Origin of the sequence: Parazoarcus communis (genome assembly GCF_003111645.1) — a bacterium.
GTDB lineage: Bacteria > Pseudomonadota > Gammaproteobacteria > Burkholderiales > Rhodocyclaceae > Parazoarcus > Parazoarcus communis_A.
The window spans coordinates 955807-973927 of record NZ_CP022187.1 but is presented as its reverse complement, the minus strand read 5'-3'; the positions used below and the strand labels follow the sequence as shown (position 1 = coordinate 973927).

The 18121-nt window shown below is 61.6% G+C and carries 20 protein-coding genes; 12 read left to right on the top strand and 8 right to left on the bottom strand.

Features of this window, described 5'->3' with window-relative positions:
• Positions 1-80 precede the first annotated feature (80 nt).
• The 8 genes from ppx to CEW83_RS04510 all read left to right on the top strand — a co-directional run bounded on the left by ppx (position 81) and on the right by CEW83_RS04510 (position 8538).
• Positions 81-1583, top strand: a complete 1503-nt coding sequence (ppx, locus tag CEW83_RS04545; protein ID WP_108948271.1) for an exopolyphosphatase — start codon at positions 81-83, stop codon at positions 1581-1583.
• A 6-nt stretch (positions 1584-1589) separates the two neighbouring features.
• Complete coding sequence (locus CEW83_RS04540) at positions 1590-2708, top strand: ABC transporter permease (RefSeq protein WP_108948270.1); 1119 nt, start codon at positions 1590-1592, stop codon at positions 2706-2708.
• An 11-nt stretch (positions 2709-2719) separates the two neighbouring features.
• Positions 2720-3511 carry an ABC transporter ATP-binding protein gene (locus tag CEW83_RS04535; RefSeq protein ID WP_108951206.1) on the top strand — a complete coding sequence of 264 codons (792 nt, stop codon included), beginning with the start codon at positions 2720-2722 and terminating at the stop codon, positions 3509-3511.
• A gap of 3 nt (positions 3512-3514) precedes the next feature.
• On the top strand, positions 3515-4453 hold the full coding sequence (locus tag CEW83_RS04530) for an MlaD family protein (protein ID WP_108948269.1): 939 nt from the start codon (positions 3515-3517) through the stop codon (positions 4451-4453).
• A 47-nt stretch (positions 4454-4500) separates the two neighbouring features.
• Positions 4501-5121 carry an ABC-type transport auxiliary lipoprotein family protein gene (locus CEW83_RS04525; RefSeq protein ID WP_159099385.1) on the top strand — a complete coding sequence of 207 codons (621 nt, stop codon included), beginning with the start codon at positions 4501-4503 and terminating at the stop codon, positions 5119-5121.
• A 61-nt stretch (positions 5122-5182) separates the two neighbouring features.
• Entirely contained in the window at positions 5183-6835 is a 1653-nt protein-coding gene (locus CEW83_RS04520) for an acyl-CoA synthetase (protein WP_108951205.1), read from the top strand.
• Positions 6836-6932: 97 nt separating this feature from the next.
• On the top strand, positions 6933-7733 hold the full coding sequence (locus CEW83_RS04515; RefSeq protein ID WP_108948267.1) for an enoyl-CoA hydratase: 801 nt from the start codon (positions 6933-6935) through the stop codon (positions 7731-7733).
• Positions 7734-7755: 22 nt separating this feature from the next.
• Complete coding sequence (locus CEW83_RS04510) at positions 7756-8538, top strand: TatD family hydrolase (protein ID WP_108948266.1); 783 nt, start codon at positions 7756-7758, stop codon at positions 8536-8538.
• Here the strand turns inward: CEW83_RS04510 and CEW83_RS04505 are convergent.
• Positions 8535-9134 (bottom strand): TetR/AcrR family transcriptional regulator, encoded by a 600-nt coding sequence (locus tag CEW83_RS04505; RefSeq protein ID WP_108948265.1) that lies wholly within the window; start codon positions 9132-9134, stop codon positions 8535-8537. The two genes, CEW83_RS04510 and CEW83_RS04505, sit on opposite strands and share 4 nt — an antisense overlap.
• A gap of 184 nt (positions 9135-9318) precedes the next feature.
• On the opposite strand from CEW83_RS04505, the gene CEW83_RS04500 reads away from it, so the two are divergent.
• The 4 genes from CEW83_RS04500 to CEW83_RS04485 are packed head-to-tail and all read left to right on the top strand — an operon-like array spanning position 9319 to position 13525.
• Positions 9319-10068: an electron transfer flavoprotein subunit beta/FixA family protein gene (locus CEW83_RS04500; protein WP_108948089.1), complete on the top strand. Its 750-nt coding sequence runs from the start codon at positions 9319-9321 to the stop codon at positions 10066-10068.
• Between the two features lies 1 nt (position 10069).
• Positions 10070-11002 carry an electron transfer flavoprotein subunit alpha/FixB family protein gene (locus tag CEW83_RS04495; protein WP_108948264.1) on the top strand — a complete coding sequence of 311 codons (933 nt, stop codon included), beginning with the start codon at positions 10070-10072 and terminating at the stop codon, positions 11000-11002.
• 21 nt (positions 11003-11023) lie between these two features.
• On the top strand, positions 11024-11689 hold the full coding sequence (locus CEW83_RS04490; RefSeq protein WP_108948263.1) for an energy-coupling factor ABC transporter permease: 666 nt from the start codon (positions 11024-11026) through the stop codon (positions 11687-11689).
• Between the two features lie 42 nt (positions 11690-11731).
• Entirely contained in the window at positions 11732-13525 is a 1794-nt protein-coding gene (locus CEW83_RS04485; protein WP_108948262.1) for an acyl-CoA dehydrogenase, read from the top strand.
• A gap of 95 nt (positions 13526-13620) precedes the next feature.
• On the opposite strand, the gene CEW83_RS04480 is transcribed toward CEW83_RS04485, so the two are convergent.
• From CEW83_RS04480 to CEW83_RS04450, 7 genes are read right to left on the bottom strand one after another with little or no spacing between them, the layout of a single operon-like run.
• Entirely contained in the window at positions 13621-14403 is a 783-nt protein-coding gene (locus CEW83_RS04480; RefSeq protein WP_108948261.1) for a peptidylprolyl isomerase, read from the bottom strand.
• 9 nt (positions 14404-14412) lie between these two features.
• Complete coding sequence (locus CEW83_RS04475; RefSeq protein ID WP_108948260.1) at positions 14413-14688, bottom strand: BolA family protein; 276 nt, start codon at positions 14686-14688, stop codon at positions 14413-14415.
• Positions 14685-14984 carry a YciI family protein gene (locus CEW83_RS04470; protein ID WP_108948259.1) on the bottom strand — a complete coding sequence of 100 codons (300 nt, stop codon included), beginning with the start codon at positions 14982-14984 and terminating at the stop codon, positions 14685-14687. Before CEW83_RS04470 ends, CEW83_RS04475 begins: the two co-directional genes overlap by 4 nt.
• Positions 14984-15592, bottom strand: coding sequence for a septation protein A (locus tag CEW83_RS04465; RefSeq protein WP_108948258.1), 609 nt, complete (start codon positions 15590-15592; stop codon positions 14984-14986). The genes CEW83_RS04470 and CEW83_RS04465 overlap by 1 nt, the downstream gene beginning before the upstream one ends.
• A gap of 36 nt (positions 15593-15628) precedes the next feature.
• Positions 15629-16042, bottom strand: coding sequence for a group II truncated hemoglobin (locus CEW83_RS04460; protein ID WP_108948257.1), 414 nt, complete (start codon positions 16040-16042; stop codon positions 15629-15631).
• Positions 16032-16745, bottom strand: a complete 714-nt coding sequence (locus CEW83_RS04455) for an MBL fold metallo-hydrolase (RefSeq protein ID WP_108948256.1) — start codon at positions 16743-16745, stop codon at positions 16032-16034. The genes CEW83_RS04460 and CEW83_RS04455 overlap by 11 nt, the downstream gene beginning before the upstream one ends.
• Complete coding sequence (locus CEW83_RS04450; RefSeq protein WP_108951204.1) at positions 16742-18115, bottom strand: sensor histidine kinase; 1374 nt, start codon at positions 18113-18115, stop codon at positions 16742-16744. The genes CEW83_RS04455 and CEW83_RS04450 overlap by 4 nt, the downstream gene beginning before the upstream one ends.
• Between the last annotated feature and the right edge of the window lie 6 nt (positions 18116-18121).

The window sequence follows — 18121 nt, the reverse complement described above, 5'->3', positions numbered from 1 at the left end:
TTTCGATCACTGCGGCGCAGCCACCCCGGGTGGTAGAATGCGTGCTCTACGGCGCTTTGGGGCACGGATCCCTCTCCCTCATGATGCAAGACTTGATCGCCGCGATTGACCTCGGCTCCAACAGTTTCCGGCTCCAGGTGGGACGGATCGTCAACGACCAGATCTACCCCCTCGATGGCTTGAAGGAACCGGTACGGCTTGCGGCTGGCCTGTCGCCCGAGAAGTGGCTCGACATGGCCTCACAGCAACGCGGTGTCGCTGCCTTGCAGCGCTTTCATGAGCGCCTTGGCGGGTTCTCGCGCGAATCGGTGAGGGTGGTTGCGACCAACACCTTGCGCGTTGCGAAGAACGCATCCGAGTTCCTGATCCGGGCCGAGGCCGCACTCGGATTCCCGATCGAGGTCATTGCCGGCCGCGAAGAAGCGCGCCTGATCTACGTCGGGGTCGCGCATACGCTGCCCGACCCTCACAAGCAGCAGCTGGTTGTGGATATCGGCGGTGGTTCAACGGAATTCATCATCGGCAAGAGCTTCGAGCCGCTGCAGCTTGAGTCGCTATACATGGGTTGCGTGGGTTACAGCCTCAATTACTTCCCCGAAGGGAAGATTGAAAAACGCGGGCTCAAGGAGGCAGAACTGGCGGCAAGGCGAGAACTGCAGGCGATTGCCCACGTTTACCGCGAGACCGGCTGGGAAGAGGCCGTGGGGTCGAGCGGCTCGGCAAAGGCGCTGGTGGAGATTCTCGAGCAGAACGGCTTGTCCGCCGGGGGCATAACGCGCGACGGACTGGAAAAGCTGAAGACCATTTTCCTGCGCGCCGGCCATATCGACGCGCTCGATCTTCCCGGCCTCAAGGGTGACCGTATTCCGGTCATCCTCGGCGGTTTCTCCATCATGAGCGCGATCTTCAAGGAGTTCGGGCTGGATCGCATGGTGTTCTCCGAGGGCGCATTGCGCCAGGGTGTGCTCTACGACCTCCTTGGCCGTTACCACCATGACGACTTGCGCGATGCGACGGTCTCGGTGTTCGGCACGCGTTACCGGGTTGACCGGCGCCAGGCCGAGCAGGTGGCCGACACCGCCAGCCATCTGCTGAGCCAGCTCGACCCCAGTGGCGAGAAGACCGACGAGACCGATCGCCGCTTCCTGCGCTGGGCTGCACTGCTGCACGAAATCGGCATCTCGGTCGCACACTCCAGTTATCACAAACACAGCGCCTACATTCTCGGCAATGCCGACATGCCGGGGTTTTCGCGCATGGACCAGGGCCGGCTGTCGCGGCTGGTGCTGGCGCACCGCGGCAAGCTGGAACGGGTTGCCGCGATCGATCCGGCGAGCTCGGACTGGCTGCTGATCGCCTGCCTGAGGCTCGCGGTGGTGATTCATCGCGCCCGCGATGCACGTGGCGTGCCGCCAATCACCATGTCACGCGAGGGCAGGGGCTTCGCGGTCAACACGCCCGCAACCTGGCTGCAAAAGCTGCCGCTGACCGCGGCTGCGCTCGATGAGGAGCAGCGCCAGTGGATGTCGGTCGGACGTGGACTCTATGTTCGCAGCATGGCCAGTCGCACGATGGCAGGTTAGGCGTCGATGTCGGGCACCCTCTCTCCTGGGATTGCGATCGATTCGAAATCCGGGGTCTGGCGGCTGAGCGGCGACTGGACGCTGCGCGCACTGTCGCCGCAGCTTGCGTCAATCCGGCAAACGCTGGCGGCGCTGCCCACGGATGCACGCTGGGATCTCGCCGGTCTGAGGCGCATTGACAGCTTCGGGGCGACGCTCCTGTGGGGCGGATGGAAGCGACGCTGGCCGGATGCGGTTGAGCTCAGCGAATCCCACCGGGTGGTCATCGAACGGGTTGCCAAAGCGGATGCCAGCCAGCTTCCCGAAGCGCCCGGCTTCACCGCACTCGATGCGGCCGCATCGCTCGGCTATGCACTTTTCGTCTTTCGCGATCACGTCCTGGCCTTTCTTGCCCTGCTGGGCCAGCTGTGCCTCGACGTCCTGCATCTGCTCCGCCATCCGCGTGAGTGGCCCTTGCTCGAAATCTCGGCCAACCTTTTCAAGGTGGGTGTGAAGGCCATGCCGGTCACGGCGCTGGTGGGGTTCCTCATCGGCGTGGTCCTGTCATACCTTTCCGCGCTTCAGCTCAAGGCCTTCGGTGCCGACGTCTTCATCGTCAATATCCTTGGCCTTGGCATCATCCGCGAACTTGGTCCGGTGCTGGTGTCGGTGCTCGTGGCCGGCCGCTCCGGCTCGGCGATGACGGCGCAGCTTGGCGTGATGCGGGTCACCGAGGAGATCGACGCATTGTCCGCAATGGGCGTTTCGCGCACGCTGCGGCTGGTGCTGCCCAAGGTGGTGGCGCTGACGCTCGCGATGCCGCTGCTGGTGCTGTGGACCTCGGGTATCGCGCTGTTTGGCGGTATGGTTTCCGCACGTATAGACCTTGGCATGAGCTTCGGCTTCTTCATCGAGACCTTGCCTCGGGTCGTGCCAATCGCAAACGTGTTCATCGGGCTGGCAAAAGGCGCGGCTTTCGGTTTGCTGATCTCGCTCGTCGCCTGTCATTTCGGTTTGCGAGTGCGGCCCAACACCGAGAGCCTCTCGTCAAACACGACTGCGTCGGTGGTTTCCGCCATCACCATCGTGATCCTGGTCGATGCGATCTTTGCCATCGCCACGCGTTCCATCGGGGTCCCCGCATGAGCACGGCACCCATGTGTACTGCATCTGACACCTCGGCGGTGATTTCCCTGTCGGGCGTGGTGACGCGCTTTGGCAAGAACCTTGTCCATGACGGACTGAACCTGGATATCGCCAAGGGTGAGATCGTCTCGCTCGTCGGCGGCTCTGGCAGCGGCAAGACGACCCTGCTGAGACACATCATCGGCCTGACGCGCCCGGCTCAGGGTGAAGTCTCCCTTTTCGGCGAGCCGCTGCATTCGGGCTCCATGCATGAGCAGATCGCGCGCCGCAGGCGATTCGGTGTGCTGTTTCAGCAGGGTGCGCTGTTCTCTGCCTTCAGTGTTGGGGAGAACATCGCCTTTCCCTTGCGGGAGGAGCGCATTGCCACCGACGAGGAGATCCGTCAGCTGGTGACGCTCAAGCTCGCCATGGTGGAAATGGAACCGCAGCATGCCCTGTTGATGCCTGCCGAACTTTCAGGGGGGATGGTCAAGCGTGCAGCGCTTGCACGTGCGCTGGCGCTCGAGCCCGAGCTGCTGCTGCTCGACGAGCCGACGGCGGGACTGGACCCCGACCGTAGCGCGAGTTTTGTACGCCTGATCCTGTCCTTGCGCGACGAACTCGGGCTCACGGTCGTGCTGGTGACGCACGATCTGGACACGCTCGCGGCGATGTCGAGCAAGGTGGCGGTGCTGGCAGACCGAAGGATACTGAGTTACGCCTCGCTGGAAGACACGATCAAGGTCGATCATCCCTTTATCGAACGCTTCTTTCGCGGCGCGCAGGGCCGACGTGCATTGGCACAGCTCCAAGGAGAAAACTGAATAATGGAAAATCGCGCCCATGCGATCGCGACCGGTCTCTTTGCCCTTTTTCTGGGCAGCATTCTGGTGCTGTCACTCTGGTGGTTCTCGGAAGACAGGGAGCTGACACGGGACTATCTGCTGGTGTCGAACGGCACGGTAAATGGCCTCAACGTGCAGGCCCGTGTGCGCTACCGCGGGATGTCCGCCGGTAGCGTGACCGATATCGGCATCGATCCGGAGAATCCGCGCCAGATTCTGGTGCGCATCCGCATCCGTGCCGACCTGCCGGTCACGGACAAGACCCGCGCCAGCCTCGGGACGCAGGGCGTGACCGGACTCGCCTATGTCCAGCTCAATGAGACAGGCGATGGTGGGGTCCCGCTGGTGGATGAGGCAGGCAGACTGCCGAGGATTGCCCTGGAGTCGGGGCTGATCGACCAGATTGCCGACAGCGCACTGGCGGCGGCAAAGCGCTTCAAGGAAGTTGCCGACCGTATTTCCATCCTGTTCAATGATGAGAACGCGGATCGCCTGCGCGGCTCGCTCGAGCGCCTTGAGTCCGCCATTGCAGGCGTCGACAAGACCTTCGCCGATGCGCCGCGAACGCTGGCTGCCATCCGCAGTGCGTTCAGCGAACACAACATGGCAAAGCTCTCGAGCACGCTCGCCAACCTTGAACGGACGAGCGCAGTGGCAGAGCCGACGATAGCCGAGTTGCGCGGCCTTCTGGTTCAGCTTTCCGAGATGTCGGCACGCGTCGATCGGGCCGCGATTGCGGCCGGTGACGGTTTAATCGACGGCACCTTGCCCCAACTGAACGAACTGCTGCGCGACCTGACCGTTACCTCGCGGAGGCTCGGACGCTTGATCGAAGAAGTCGAAGCGACGCCCCAGATGTTGTTGACCGGACCGGCAGAACGCACGCCAGGGCCTGGCGAGGCCGGTTTCCAGGGGCGCTGATGACCCACTGATTAGCCCGAGAAATGCCCCCCGTGATGAAGGACACCATGCAAGCCTACTTCAAACTGTTGTTGATTCCGTTTCTCGGCATGCTGCTGGCCGCCTGCAATGGCCTGGTCGTGGCACCCAAAGCTGTTGCGATGTACGATCTCGGAATCGTCGAGATGCTCGAAATGCCGCCGGGGCGGGCACCGGCACAGATCCAGTTGCGTGCGCCGTCGTGGCTCAACAGTTCTGCAATGCAGTACCGGCTGGAATGGGACCGCCCTTTCCAGCGGAGGGCTTTCGTCGAGAGCAGATGGGTTGCGAATCCGTCCGAGCTGCTTGCGCGTTCGCTTGATCGTGCAATCCTGGGAGGCAGTCCGGTTGCCAACGAGTGCAGGCTCCGGATCGAGCTCGATGAATTCGTCCAGATTTTCGACAGCGAAACCAGCGCACGGGTTGAGATCGTGGCGCGCGCGGCCTGGCTTCCGGCCCGAAGCGACAGGGTGCTGGCACGCAAGGAGTTCCGGCTCACGCAGGACAGCATACCGGCCACGGCAGAGCAGGGCGTCGCAGCCTACCGTCGCCTGACAAGACAGCTGTCGCTTGATCTGGCCGAATGGCTCGAGGAGCTTGACCGCACATCAGGACAGGGGTTGAATGGACGGGCGCAATGTCGTGCCTGACATATTTTCGCGTCATTGCAGCAAGAATGCAGACCACAAAAATATTGCGGCGGGAGTCAAGATGACCGAGAGGAAAGTGTCGCCCTACGACCAGGGCCTGGACAAGAATGCAGCAAACTATGTGCCGATCACGCCGCTCACCTTCATTGAGCGCAGCGCGTATATCTACCCCGATCGCGTTGCGGTGATCCATGGTCAGCGTCGTTATACCTGGTCGGAAGCGTATAACCGCAGCCGCCGCCTCGCATCGGCACTGAAGCAGCTCGGCGTTGGCAAACACGACACGGTGGCGGTGGTGCTGAACAACACGCCGGAAATGTTCGAGGCGCACTTCGGCGTGCCAGGGTGTGGCGCAGTGCTCAACACGATCAACACCCGGCTTGATGCAGAGGGTGTGGCCTTCATCCTCAATCATGGCGAGGCAAAGGTCCTCATCACTGACCGTGAGTATTCACGCATGATGAAGACGGCCATCGAGCTGGCGAACCGCCCGGACATGATCGTCATCGATGTGGATGATCCCGAATACACCGGTCCCGGAGAGCGTGTCGGCACCATCGAGTACGAAGCGCTGCTGGAAACCGGCAGCCCGGAGTTCGACTTCGAGCAGCCGGCCGACGAATGGGATGCGATCTCGCTCAACTACACGTCGGGCACGACCGGTAACCCGAAGGGCGTTGTTTACCACCATCGCGGCGCCTATCTCAACTCGATGTCCAACATCGTTTCCTGGGGCATGCCGCCGCAGTCGGTCTATCTGTGGACGCTGCCGATGTTCCATTGCAACGGCTGGTGTTTCGCCTGGACGATGGCGGCCAACGCAGGTGTCAATGTCTGCCTGCGCAGGGTTGATCCGCGTCTGATCTTCGACGCCATCCGTGAGCACAAGGTCACTCACTATTGCGGTGCGCCGATTGTGCACTCCATGCTCGCCAATGCGCCCGAAGAGTGGCGCGAGGGCATCAACCACAAGGTGTCGGGCCTGGTTGCCGCAGCGCCGCCTCCGGCAGCGGTGATCGAGGGCATGGCCAAGATCGGCTTCGATGTCACACACGTTTACGGGCTGACCGAAACCTATGGTCCCGCCGCTGTGTGCGCCAAGCACGATGAGTGGGCCGAGCTGCCGCTGGCGGAACAGGTCGTGAAGAACGGCCGCCAGGGTGTGCGTTATCACGCGCAGGAAGGCATCACTGTTCTCGATCCGGAAACGATGGAGCCGGTGCCTTGGGACAACGAAACCATGGGCGAGATCATGTTCCGCGGCAACCTGGTGATGAAAGGCTACCTGAAGAACGAAAAGACCACGGAAGAGGCTTTCCGCGGTGGCTGGTATCACACCGGTGACCTCGCAGTCATGCAGCCCGATGGCTACGTGAAGATCAAGGACCGGTCGAAAGACGTCATCATCTCCGGTGGCGAGAACATCTCTTCGATCGAGGTCGAGGATGCGCTGTACCGGCATCCTGCAGTGATGGCAGCTGCCGTTGTTGCCCTGCCCGACGAGAAGTGGGGCGAGGTGCCGTGCGCCTTCGTCGAACTCCGGAACGGCGCATCCGCGACCGAAGACGAGGTCCGTGCCCATTGCCGCGAGCACCTGGCCGGCTTCAAGGTTCCGAAAAAGGTCATCTTTGGCGAACTGCCAAAGACCTCGACAGGAAAGATCCAGAAGTTCGTGCTGCGTGAGCAGGCGAGGTCTACCGCGTCGTTCGAATAAGTTTGTCTAAATAAACATTCGTTCGGGATGGCCGATCGTGAAGCTTCGCGCTAACATGATCGGCCGTTGACGTTAACGTAAACATAAAGGAGGAGACATGAGCGCCGTTCCCCATCCGGTCGATGAACCGATGCTGCTTCGCCGTGACCAAGCTGGTGTGACAACGCTGACGCTGAACCGGCCCATGCAGTTCAATTCGCTGTCACAGGCGATGCTCGAAACGCTGCTTGCCGAGATCGATGCGATTGCTGCCGACAAGAGCGTACGTGTGGTGGTACTGGCCGGAGAAGGAAAGGCCTTTTGTGCGGGGCACGATCTCAAGGAGATGCGTGCCAACCACAACCTCGGCTTCCAGCAGGAACTTTTCCGCCTGTGCGGAAAGTTCATGGTCCGACTCACCGAGATTCCGCAGCCCGTCATTGCCCGCATTCACGGCATTGCGACGGCTGCCGGTTGCCAGCTGGTGTCGATGTGCGACCTCGCGGTGGCTTCCGATGTCGCCAGGTTTGCGGTCTCCGGCATCAATGTCGGTCTCTTCTGCGCCACGCCCAGCGTAGGCCTGTCGCGCAACATGGGGCGCAAAGAGGCCTTCGAGATGCTGGTCACGGGCGACTTCATCGATGCACACGAGGCCCAGCGGCGTGGTCTGGTGAATCGGGTCGTGCCCCTGGATCAACTGGATGACGAGGTCGCAAGACTCGCTGCAGCGATCGTTGCCAAGTCACCGGTAGCCGTGAGCATGGGCAAGCAGATGTTCTATCGCCAGCTTGAGATGGGCATGGAGGCGGCCTACCAGATGGCGGCTGAAACCATGGCCTGCAACATGATGACGAACGATGCGGCCGAGGGTATCGACGCCTTCGTCGCCAAGCGCAAACCCGAATGGAAGGGTTGCTGAGCGCAAGGGCCTGACGGCGGTCATGCTGATCGATACGCATATTCATCTCGACGCCGCGGAGTTCGATGGCAGTCGCGATAGTGTGCTGATCGATGCGCGGACCGCCGGCGTTGGTGCGTTTGTCGTTCCAGCGGTGGATCGTGAGAGTTTCCACCGCGTTACTGCGCTTGTTGCGGCAAACCGCGATATTTACCCGGCGCTGGGAATCCACCCGCTCTTCACCGCTGCGGCAACCCAGGGCGATCTTGAAGTTCTGGAGCACGAGTTAGGCCGCACGAAGTGTGTTGCGGTCGGAGAAATCGGCCTCGATCATTTCGTCGAAGAGGCCGATCGTGAGCAGCAACTGCGCTTCTTCGTTGCCCAGCTTCGCATTGCGCAGCGTTTCCAGCTTCCGGTCATCCTTCATCTGCGGCGAGCGCAGGATGCGGTGCTGAAGCAGCTCCGACAGCATGCCGTGTGCGGAGGAATTGCGCATGCCTTCAACGGCAGCCGGCAGCAAGCGGATGCTTTCATCAAACTGGGCTTCAAGCTTGGATTCGGGGGCGCGATGAGCTTTGAAGGCTCACAGCGCATCCGCCGTCTGGCGACCGAACTGCCACTCGACTCAATCGTGCTTGAAACCGATGCGCCGGACATGGCGCCAGCCTGGGGGCAGGGGCGACCCAATGTCCCGGCCAATATTGCACGCTATGCACGGATTCTTGCCGAGCTGCGGGGCCTTCCCGTAGAAGAGGTGATTCGTGCGACCGGTGCAAACGCCCGCGCAGCCCTGCCCGGACTCGGCGCGAGCGGTGGAACGCCCTAGGTGGAGGCGGCCGCGCCCACGCACGAGCGCGCGATAAGATCGGCAATGTCGCGTTTCAGGCGTGCGACATCGCTGTCGAACTTCTCGTAGCTCATCAGGGAGACCCCGAACACATAGGCGTAAAGGAGCATGCAGCGGCTCGACGCTTCTTCCATTGGCACCCCACAGGCGAGAAAGAGATCGCGTGCGCAGCGCAGGCGGACGTCATCGACCTCTGCGACGATTGCCGCGGCGTCGGCGTCACGGCGTGCCCAGTCGCGCACCGCGAGTTCGATCATCATGCCCCGGCGGCTACGGTTCGCACTATAGACGTCGATGACGTGATAGATCTGCGCGAGCTCCTTGCCGGGCACGGCGGTGGTCTGTTTGATGATGTCGCGTATCCGTCCTTCCTTCCACAGGCCAAGTATGGCAATCAGGAGGTCGCGCCGGTCCTGAAAATGCCAGTAGAAGCTGCCTTTTGTGACCTTCAGGCGCTTCGCCAGTACTTCGACCCGCAGTCCGGCAATGCCTTCTTCGGCAAGGACTTCGATGGCGGCATTGACCCACGCTTCGCGGTCGAGCTGAGTTCTTGGTTTGTTCGGGGTTTTGTCCATACGGCATAGTATTGACGATTCTGTTTCCATACGCTACCGTATGTGACCCGTACCAATGCGTATGGTCGCAGACGTCATACGTATCGGCATGGGTGTAAAGCCTCGTCCGCAGTGACATAATGGTTCGGCTCTTCTGCTGAACAGCGGAACGGGGAGACAACGAAATATCCAAAGGAGCGCGACATTGAAGATTCTGGTCCCGGTCAAACGCGTTGTTGATTACAACGTAAAGGTCCGCGTCAAGGCGGACGGCAGCGGTGTGGACATCGCCAACGTCAAGATGAGCATGAACCCGTTCGACGAGATCGCGGTTGAAGAGGCGGTGCGTCTGAAGGAAGCGGGCGTGGCCACCGAGGTGGTGGCGGTATCGTGCGGCGTGACCGCGTGCCAGGAGACGCTGCGCGCAGCGATGGCGATCGGGGCGGACCGCGGCATTCTGGTCGAGACCGATGTCGAGCTGCAGCCGCTGGCCGTGGCCAAGCTGCTCAAGGCCGTGTGCGACAAGGAAGGCCCGACGCTGGTGATCTGCGGCAAGCAGGCGATCGACGACGACGCCAACCAGACCGGTCAGATGCTGGCCGCGCTCAACGGCTGGCCGCAGGCGACCTTCGCCTCCAAGCTGACCCTGGCCGACGGCAAGGCCAGCGTGATGCGTGAAATCGACGGCGGTCTGGAGACCCTGGCGATCTCGCTGCCGGCGGTGGTGACCACCGACCTGCGCCTGAACGAACCGCGCTACGCCACGCTGCCCAACATCATGAAGGCGAAGAAGAAGCCGCTCGAGACGGTGAAGCCCGACGCGCTCGGCGTCGACGTCGCCCCGCGCCTGACCACGCTCAAGGTCTCCGAGCCGCCCAAGCGCAGCGCCGGTGTGCGCGTGGCCGACGTGGCCCAGCTGGTCGAGAAACTCAAGAACGAAGCGAAGGTGATCTGACATGTCCATTCTTGTAATTGCCGAACACGACAATCAGGCCATCAAGGCAGCCACCCTCAACACCGTCACTGCCGCCGCAGCGCTCGGCAGCGACGTGCACGTGCTGGTCGCCGGCAGTGCCTGCGGCGCAGCGGCCGAAGCCGCGGCGAAGATCGCCGGTGTGGCCAAGGTGCTGGTGGCCGATGCCGCCCACCTCGAAGCGCAGACCGCCGAGAACGTTGCCGAACTCGTGAAGGGTCTGGCTTCGGGTTACAGCCACATCCTGGTACCGGCCAGCAGCGCGGGCAAGAACATGCTGCCGCGCGTGGCAGCACAGCTGGACGTGGCCCAGATCAGCGACATCGTTGCCATCGAAGACGCCGACACCTTCGTGCGCCCGATCTACGCCGGCAACGCACTGGCCACGGTCAAGAGTGCGGACGCGATCAAGCTCATCACCGTGCGCACCACCGCGTTTGAAGCGGCGGGTGAGGGCGGTGCAGCCGCCATCGAAGCCGTCACCGCGCCGGCTGATCTCGGACTGGCCACGCTGGTGAGCCGCGAGATCGTCAAGAGCGCCCGTCCCGAACTGGGCGCGGCCAAGGTCATCGTCTCCGGTGGTCGCGGTGTGGGCAGCGGCGAGAACTACCACGCCATGCTCGAGCCGCTGGCCGACAAGCTCGGTGCCGCCCTCGGCGCCAGCCGTGCCGCGGTCGACGCCGGCTACGTGCCCAACGACTACCAGGTCGGCCAGACCGGCAAGATCGTCGCCCCGCAGCTCTACATCGCGGTGGGCATCTCGGGTGCGATCCAGCACCTGGCCGGGATGAAGGACTCCAAGGTGATCGTGGCGATCAACAAGGATCCGGAAGCACCGATCTTCCAGGTGGCTGACTACGGTCTGGTGGGCGATCTGTTCAGCGTCATTCCCGAACTGACGAAGGCACTGGGCTAAGGCAGGGGGCAGGGCGCACAGATGAATCTTCCGGCTTCGTTGTTTTCGACAACGTGGCACTGGATTGCTGCTGCGCTCGCGCTACTGGTGCTGTATCAGAGTGTTCTGAAAGCACCGTGGAAAAGGCTCAGTCAGGGGACGCAACTCAATCTCCTGCTGGGCTTTGTGATCGGGCTGGGGCTGACCTGGAGTCTGAAGGCCGGGGTCAAGCCCGGGCTCAATCTGCACATGCTTGGTGCGATGGCGGTCACGCTGACACTCGGTCCGCGACTTGCAATCATTGCGCTTGCGCTCACCCTCAGCGTGATCACCCTCAATGGTTCCGTTGAGTGGCAGGCATGGCCCATCAACTTCATGCTGATGGCTGTATTGCCAGTGATGATTGCCCACGGCATTCACCGGTTTGTCGTGCGCTATCTGCCGGCCCATTTCTTCGTTTTCATTTTTGTTGTTGGCTTCGCAGGGTCGGCCCTGACGATCATGCTGCAGGGGGCAATCACCTCTGCGGCGATGGTGCTGTCAGGTGCCTACCCGGCGACGTTCCTGATCAATGAGTACCTGCCCTATTTTCTGTTTCTCGGCTTTGCCGAGGGCTGGCTGAGTGGCGCATTGATCACAGTCATGGTGATCTACCGACCCGAATGGGTAGTGGCATTCGATGACCGCCGCTACCTGTGGAACAAATAAGGTTCTCGGGTCGTTCATAACGCACTATCCGGAGGGAGACCAATGAGTAACTACACCGCCCCGATTCGTGACATGCAGTTCGTGATGAACGAACTGGCCGATTTTGACGGCGTCGCCGCGCTACCCGGTAACGATGAGGTGTCGTCCGATCTTGTGGATGCCATCCTCGAAGAAGCGAACAAGTTTGCCAGCGGTGTGCTGGCCCCCCTCAACTGGAGCGGCGACCAGGAAGGTGCGAGCTGGAACGAAGGCAACGTAAAGACGGCTACGGGCTGGAAGGACGCCTACCGCCAGTTCGCCGAGTCGGGCTGGACCGCACTCGCTTGCGATCCCGAGTATGGTGGCCAGGGCCTGCCCAAGCTGCTGTCTACCGCAGTCATGGAAATGTGGAAATCGGCCAACATGGCGTTCTCGCTGTGTCCGATGCTGACCACGGGTGCGATCGAATCGCTGATGCTTCGCGGTAGTGACGAACAAAAGAACATGTACCTGCCGAAGATGGTGAGCGGCGAGTGGACCGGCACCATGAACCTCACCGAACCGCAGGCGGGCTCGGACCTTGCCGCGGTGCGCACCAAGGCAGAACCGCAGGGTGACGGCACGTATCTGATTTCCGGTCAGAAGATCTTCATCACCTATGGTGATCACGACATGACCGACAACATCATCCACCTGGTGCTGGCGCGTCTGCCCGATGCACCGGAAGGGGTGAAAGGCATCTCGCTGTTCGTCGTTCCCAAGTTCATGGTCAATGCCGATGGCAGCCTCGGGGCGCGCAACGATGTGCATTGCGTTTCCATCGAACACAAACTCGGCATTCACGCCAGTCCGACCTGCGTGCTCGCGTTTGGCGACAACGGTGGTGCGGTTGGCACCCTGATTGGTGAAGCCAATCGCGGTCTCGAGTACATGTTCATCATGATGAACGAGGCCCGCTTCGCGGTAGGCATGGAAGGCCTGGCGCTGTCCGAGCGTGCGTATCAGCACGCGCTGCAGTATGCGAAGGACCGTATCCAGGGCACGGAAGCAGGTGTTCGCGGCGGCCCGAAGGTCAGCATCATTCATCATGCAGACGTGCGCCGGATGCTGATGTCGATGAAGAGCCAGACCGAAGCCATGCGCGCCCTCGCCTATGTGGTTGGCGCTGCAACCGACTTTGCCCATCATCACGAGGATCAGGCTGTGCGTGCACAGAAGCAGGCCTTCGTTGATCTGATGATTCCCGTCGTCAAGGGCTGGCTGACCGAGAACTCGATCGAGGTCGCCTCGACCGGCGTTCAGGTCCATGGCGGCATGGGCTTCATCGAGGAAACCGGTGCGGCCCAACATTTGCGTGATGCGCGGATTACGACGATTTACGAAGGGACGACGGCGATCCAGGCCAACGACCTGATCGGACGCAAGATTGCCCGTGAGAACGGCGTGACCATCAAGGCGCTGCTTGCCGAGATGCGTGAGGTCGAGGCTCAACTCGATGCTTCGGATCCGGCGCTCGCGGCCATTCGCCGTTCGCTGTCGGCGGGCGTTACGGCTGTGGAAGAGGCTGTTGCCTACATCCTTGCGACCTACAACGAAGACATCAAGGCGGCCTCGGTGGGTTCGGTTCCCTTCCTGAAGCTGCTGGGTATCGTTGCGGGCGGTTGGCAAATGGCGCGTGCAGCACTGGTGGCGAAGACGAAGCTCGCCGGGCAGGGTGGAGATCACGGCTTCTACAGTGCGAAGCTGGTGACGGCCCGCTTCTACGCAGACCATGTCATGGCTCAGGCTCCCGGCCTTGCGTATGCCGTTGTAAATGGCGCGACAGGTGCGCTGGAGCTGCCAGAGGAACTGTTCTGAACGAACGTCGCGGCCTGCCCGGTGCGGCAGGCGACTGACAATAAAAAACGGCTGGTGGACTTCTCCACCAGCCGTTTTTTTGTCCCCGCTAAGGCTTACTGAACCTTGGCCTTGGCCCGCAGGTCGAGGATGTGCTTCTCGACCTTCTGCTGTTGCAGACGCTGCTGAATCTGGGGCTTCACTTCCTCGTAAGGAGGCGCCTTAAGGTCACGCACGTCTTCAAGCATGATGACGTGATAGCCGAAATCGCTCTTTACCGGGGTGGTCGTAAACTTGCCCTTGGTCAGCTTCACCATGGCTTCGGAGAAAGGGGCAACGAACATGCCAGGATTGCTCCAGCCCAGATCGCCACCACGCTCCTTGGAGCCGGGGTCGCGCGAGTCCTTGGCCAGATCTTCAATCTTGGAACCGGCCTGAAGCTTTGCGATGACTTCCTTGGCCTGATCTTCGGTTTCAAGCAGAACGTGGCGGGGCTTGTACTCCTTGTCACCCATACGACCCTTGACCGCATCGTATTCCTTCTTGATGTCGGCTTCCGAGACGGCGTTGTTCTTGACGTAGTCCTGCAGATAGGCGCGAATCAGGATTGCCTGGCGCGCAAGGTCCATCTGGGCCTGTACGTCGCCCTTCTTGTCGAGGCCCTTGTTGACGGCTTCCTGGCCGAGAATTTCGCGGCGCACCAGCTCTTCACGCACGGCATCGCGCAGTTGAGGACTATCGGGCGCACCCTGTGCGCGCTGTTCGCTGATCATGGCTTCCGCACGGGCGGCGGGGATGGCCTTGCCGTTAACGGTTGCAATGGACTCGGCCGCGAAGCTCGCCTGTGTGATGAAGCCCGCAAGGAGGGCGATAGCCAGACGGCTCGGGAAAGTTTTCATCGGTGTTCCTCAGTTGGATTGTTTGGCTTCTTCAGCCGTTTGAGCACAAATTGCGAGTGCGTGAATCTCGCTTTTCATCATTTCGCCGAGCGCGGCATAGATCATTCGATGTCGCGCAACGGTGTTCTTGCCGACAAATTCATCGGAGACAATATGCAGATTGTAATGGCCGCCACCGCTTCTTGCACCGGCATGCCCTGCATGAAGATGGCTGTCATCTTCAACTTCGATCAGTGAGGGCTCGAAGGCGGCAAGCCTGGCCCGGATGCGGTCCGGAACACTCACGGCATGACCTTGATGAACGGGTGCACCGACGTCCGCGCGAACACGCCCTCCCTGGCGTAAGGGTCATCGGCCAGCCAGGCTTCGGCATCGGCCTGCGAGGCGAATTCGGCAACGACCAGGCTGCCGACGAAGCCGGCGGGGCCAGGGTCGGCAGAGTCGATCGCCGGCATGGGGCCGACGAGGATCAGGCGGCCTTCGTCACGCAGCTTTTCAAGGCGCAGGAGATGTTCGGGGCGCGCAGCCTTTCTCTTCTCCAGCGAATTCGGAATGTCTTCACCCATCAGAACGTAAAGCATCAGCTTGCATCCTCCTGCATATGCTTTGAAAGGTAGAAGCCTTGCCCAAGCACGAAGGCAAGCATCAGGCCCATTCCGCCGAACAGCTTGAAATTGACCCAGGCTTCTTCCGAGAAGTTGTAGGCCACATAGAGATTGAGCACCCCCATGCAGACGAAAAAGAGGGCCCAGGCGAGGTTGAGCCTGGACCACACCAGTTCGGGGAGTTGAATCTGCGCTTCCAGCATGTTGCGGATGAGGTTGCGCTTCAGCAGCAGGGCGGAGAACACGAGAACGCCACTGAAAAGCCAGTACAGGGCAGTCGGCTTCCACTTGATGAAGGTCGGATTGTGGAAGAACAGCGTCGCACCACCGAAAACAACGATGATCGCCAGACTGACCCACAACATGCGGTCAACCTTGCGGTGCTTCAGCCAGACAATGAGAATCTGCAGAAAGGTGGCGACGATTGCGACCACCGTGGCAATCAGAATGGGCGCCTGAGTGGCGACGATGCCGTCCCCGAGCAGCCTTGATGCGAGTGCAAGCGAAGCGTCGGGATCCGCTCCGGCAAATTTGTAGGCTGCAAAGAACAGGATGACCGGCAGCAGGTCGAAAAGAAACTTCATGTGCGTAATGACTTGATTCTAGGTGGATCGGTTGACTCAGGCCTGCTCGGCCCGGTTCCGCATGTGGTTGGCCAGCGCAGCGAACGAGTCGTGAAGGCGCGCACGCAGATCGGTGTCGGCAATGGTCTCTTCGAGCGCCTGTGTCATGCACATCATCCACTGGTCGCGTTCGGACGTGCCAATGGAGAAGGGAAGATGCCGTGCACGCAGGAAGGGCGGTCCGAAGCGCTCAACATACAGTTGGGGGCCGCCGAACCAGCCGGAGAGAAAAAGAAAGAGCTTTTCAGCCGAACCGGAAAGGTCCTCGGCATGCATTTTGCGGATGCCGTAGGTTTCGGGCAGGTCGTCCATCAGTTGATAAAAGCGCGTGACCAGTGCGCGCACGGTGGGCTCGCCACCGATTTCATCGTAGGGCGTGGTGACAGGTAACGTGTTTGAATCAGGCTGCATGGATGTCAATCATATCCTCGTTACGGCCGCAGCGCAGGTTGGCCGGCACCGCCTCGTCTATGAGGCGGGGGCGCGGCAGGTTCAGGTTGTTCATCAGCTCGATGAAGGATTCCCGTGTCTGATCCTTGATACGGACATTGCTGAGACGCTCCTGTTCGACCGAGCTTACCCGCATGTTCTTGTAATCGTGCCCCGGATAGATGAGCGTTTCTCCCGGGTGCGACATGATACGGCCGATGCTGTCGAACAGCGTGCCCGCGTCCCCACCCTGGAAATCGGTGCGACCGCAGCCACCGATCATCAGCGTGTCGCCCGTAAACAGGCGGTCGCGCCAGAGAAAGCTTGTGCACCCCGGTGTATGACCCGGCGTGGCGATGGCCCGCAATACCTCACCGCCGAACACGATGAAATCGCCGTCCTTCAGCTGGCGATCCGCGCAACTGATGCCCGAGTGCTCGCCGCTTGCACTGCGCGCACCGGTTACCTCACGCATGCCGGCGGCACCCGTGATGTGATCGGCATGAGCGTGCGTTTCGAGCAGCCAGGCCAGTTGCAGATTCAATTCCTGCAGCAGGGTGAGATAGCGCCCGACGTGTTCCCGCACCGAATCGATCAGAACTGCATCGCCGGTCATTGGGTCAGCCAGAAGATAGGTGAGTGTGCAGCTTTGTTCGTCAAAAAGCTGCCGGAAAACGATGTTCATGCGCGATGGGCTCCAGCCGTAACCGCAGGCATTCTAACGCGGGAGGATGACGATGAGGTGAGCGGAATCCGAAGGATCGCGCGCAAGCCGCCTCCTTCCCGGGGAAGCAGGTCGAGGCGCCCTTCGTGCGCACGTATTACCCGTTCGACGATCGCGAGTCCGAGTCCGGCGCCCTTGGTGTTGCTGCGCGCGCCTTCGAGACGGGTGAAGGGGTGACGCATGCGCTCAACCTGGTCCTCCGGAATGCCGGGGCCGCGGTCAGCGACTTCGATACAGGCCGCGCCGGCCTCCTCGAACAGTGAAACATCGAGCGGTTTGTCCTCGCCCGCGTAGCGCAAGGCGTTGTCGATCAGATTGGCCAAGGCGCGTCTGAGTGAAAGGCTGCGTCCGGGTACTTCCAGTCGATCCGGCAAGGACAGATTCAGTGCGACCCCACGCAAACGGTAGGGCTCAGCCAGATCGGCCACCAGCGCGGACAGGTCGACCGGCTGAGGGGGCTCCTGCGGGGCGCCGCGGCCGAAGTCGAGAAACTGCCCGATGATACGGTCCATCTCCTCAATGTCGGTCACCATCGCCGTCACTTCGTCCTCGGGGGCGCCCGACATTTCGACCCCGAGTCGAAGGCGCGCCAGAGGGGTGCGCAGATCGTGGGAGACTCCGGCCAGAATCAGGGCGCGGTCAGCATCCGTACGTGCAAGGTCGCCCGCCATCTGGTTGAACGCACGGGCAACGACAGCGATTTCCTGCGGGCCGGACTCGGGCAGGGGCTGAGGGGTCTGTCCGCTGCCGACCGCTCTTGCTGCACGTGCCATCTGGCGCAGGGGGGCGCCAATGCGCGAAACGATCAGGTAGGCACCGAGAAGGGCCGCCAGGAGTGCCGCTCCGCCCCATGACAGCCACTCGAGGGCATGGGGCTTCTCAATGCGGTCGGGGGGCACCATGGCCCAGTACTCGTCGCGGTCATCGGGATCGAGCCGGAAGCTGATCCAGAAGCCGTCGAGCGTTTTCCAGCGTGATGCGAACCGGGTGTGCTCGCCAAGGCTGCGCCTCACCTCTGCGATCAGCAGGCGCATCGGACGACTGTCCGGCAGTGGCTGAATCTCGTCCGAGGCCTCGGCTGGATAAACGCGAATGCCCTCGAGCGCTGCGAGCTCGATCAGCAGCTCCCGCCGCCGTGCGGAATCCGCGTTGATCAGTGCGGTGCGGGTGAGGTTGACGACGCTGACGACCATCTGGGCGAGGTCACGGGCGCGCGGGGCTTCTTCGAAGTAACGGAAGATCTGGCTCCAGGCGGCGAGTGCCAGCGTGAGCAGCAAGGCCACGAGCAGAAAGGTCTGCCACAGGAGCGTGCGCGGCAACCACCCCGGCAGGGTGCG

Excerpts from the sequence above, each read along its gene's own strand:
- CEW83_RS04520 (WP_108951205.1), top strand. The coding sequence starts at position 5,183 with ATGACCGAGAGGAAAGTGTCGCCCTACGACCAGGGCCTGGACAAGAAT.
- CEW83_RS04515 (WP_108948267.1), top strand. The coding sequence starts at position 6,933 with ATGAGCGCCGTTCCCCATCCGGTCGATGAACCGATGCTGCTTCGCCGT.
- CEW83_RS04460 (WP_108948257.1), bottom strand. The coding sequence starts at position 16,042 with ATGCAGCCTGATTCAAACACGTTACCTGTCACCACGCCCTACGATGAA.
- ppx (WP_108948271.1), top strand. The coding sequence starts at position 81 with ATGATGCAAGACTTGATCGCCGCGATTGACCTCGGCTCCAACAGTTTC.
- CEW83_RS04540 (WP_108948270.1), top strand. The coding sequence starts at position 1,590 with ATGTCGGGCACCCTCTCTCCTGGGATTGCGATCGATTCGAAATCCGGG.
- CEW83_RS04480 (WP_108948261.1), bottom strand. The coding sequence starts at position 14,403 with ATGAAAACTTTCCCGAGCCGTCTGGCTATCGCCCTCCTTGCGGGCTTC.
- CEW83_RS04505 (WP_108948265.1), bottom strand. The coding sequence starts at position 9,134 with ATGGACAAAACCCCGAACAAACCAAGAACTCAGCTCGACCGCGAAGCG.
- CEW83_RS04485 (WP_108948262.1), top strand. The coding sequence starts at position 11,732 with ATGAGTAACTACACCGCCCCGATTCGTGACATGCAGTTCGTGATGAAC.
- CEW83_RS04525 (WP_159099385.1), top strand. The coding sequence starts at position 4,501 with ATGCAAGCCTACTTCAAACTGTTGTTGATTCCGTTTCTCGGCATGCTG.
- CEW83_RS04490 (WP_108948263.1), top strand. The coding sequence starts at position 11,024 with ATGAATCTTCCGGCTTCGTTGTTTTCGACAACGTGGCACTGGATTGCT.
- CEW83_RS04530 (WP_108948269.1), top strand. The coding sequence starts at position 3,515 with ATGGAAAATCGCGCCCATGCGATCGCGACCGGTCTCTTTGCCCTTTTT.
- CEW83_RS04510 (WP_108948266.1), top strand. The coding sequence starts at position 7,756 with ATGCTGATCGATACGCATATTCATCTCGACGCCGCGGAGTTCGATGGC.
- CEW83_RS04495 (WP_108948264.1), top strand. The coding sequence starts at position 10,070 with ATGTCCATTCTTGTAATTGCCGAACACGACAATCAGGCCATCAAGGCA.
- CEW83_RS04455 (WP_108948256.1), bottom strand. The coding sequence starts at position 16,745 with ATGAACATCGTTTTCCGGCAGCTTTTTGACGAACAAAGCTGCACACTC.
- CEW83_RS04470 (WP_108948259.1), bottom strand. The coding sequence starts at position 14,984 with ATGCTTTACGTTCTGATGGGTGAAGACATTCCGAATTCGCTGGAGAAG.
- CEW83_RS04535 (WP_108951206.1), top strand. The coding sequence starts at position 2,720 with ATGTGTACTGCATCTGACACCTCGGCGGTGATTTCCCTGTCGGGCGTG.
- CEW83_RS04465 (WP_108948258.1), bottom strand. The coding sequence starts at position 15,592 with ATGAAGTTTCTTTTCGACCTGCTGCCGGTCATCCTGTTCTTTGCAGCC.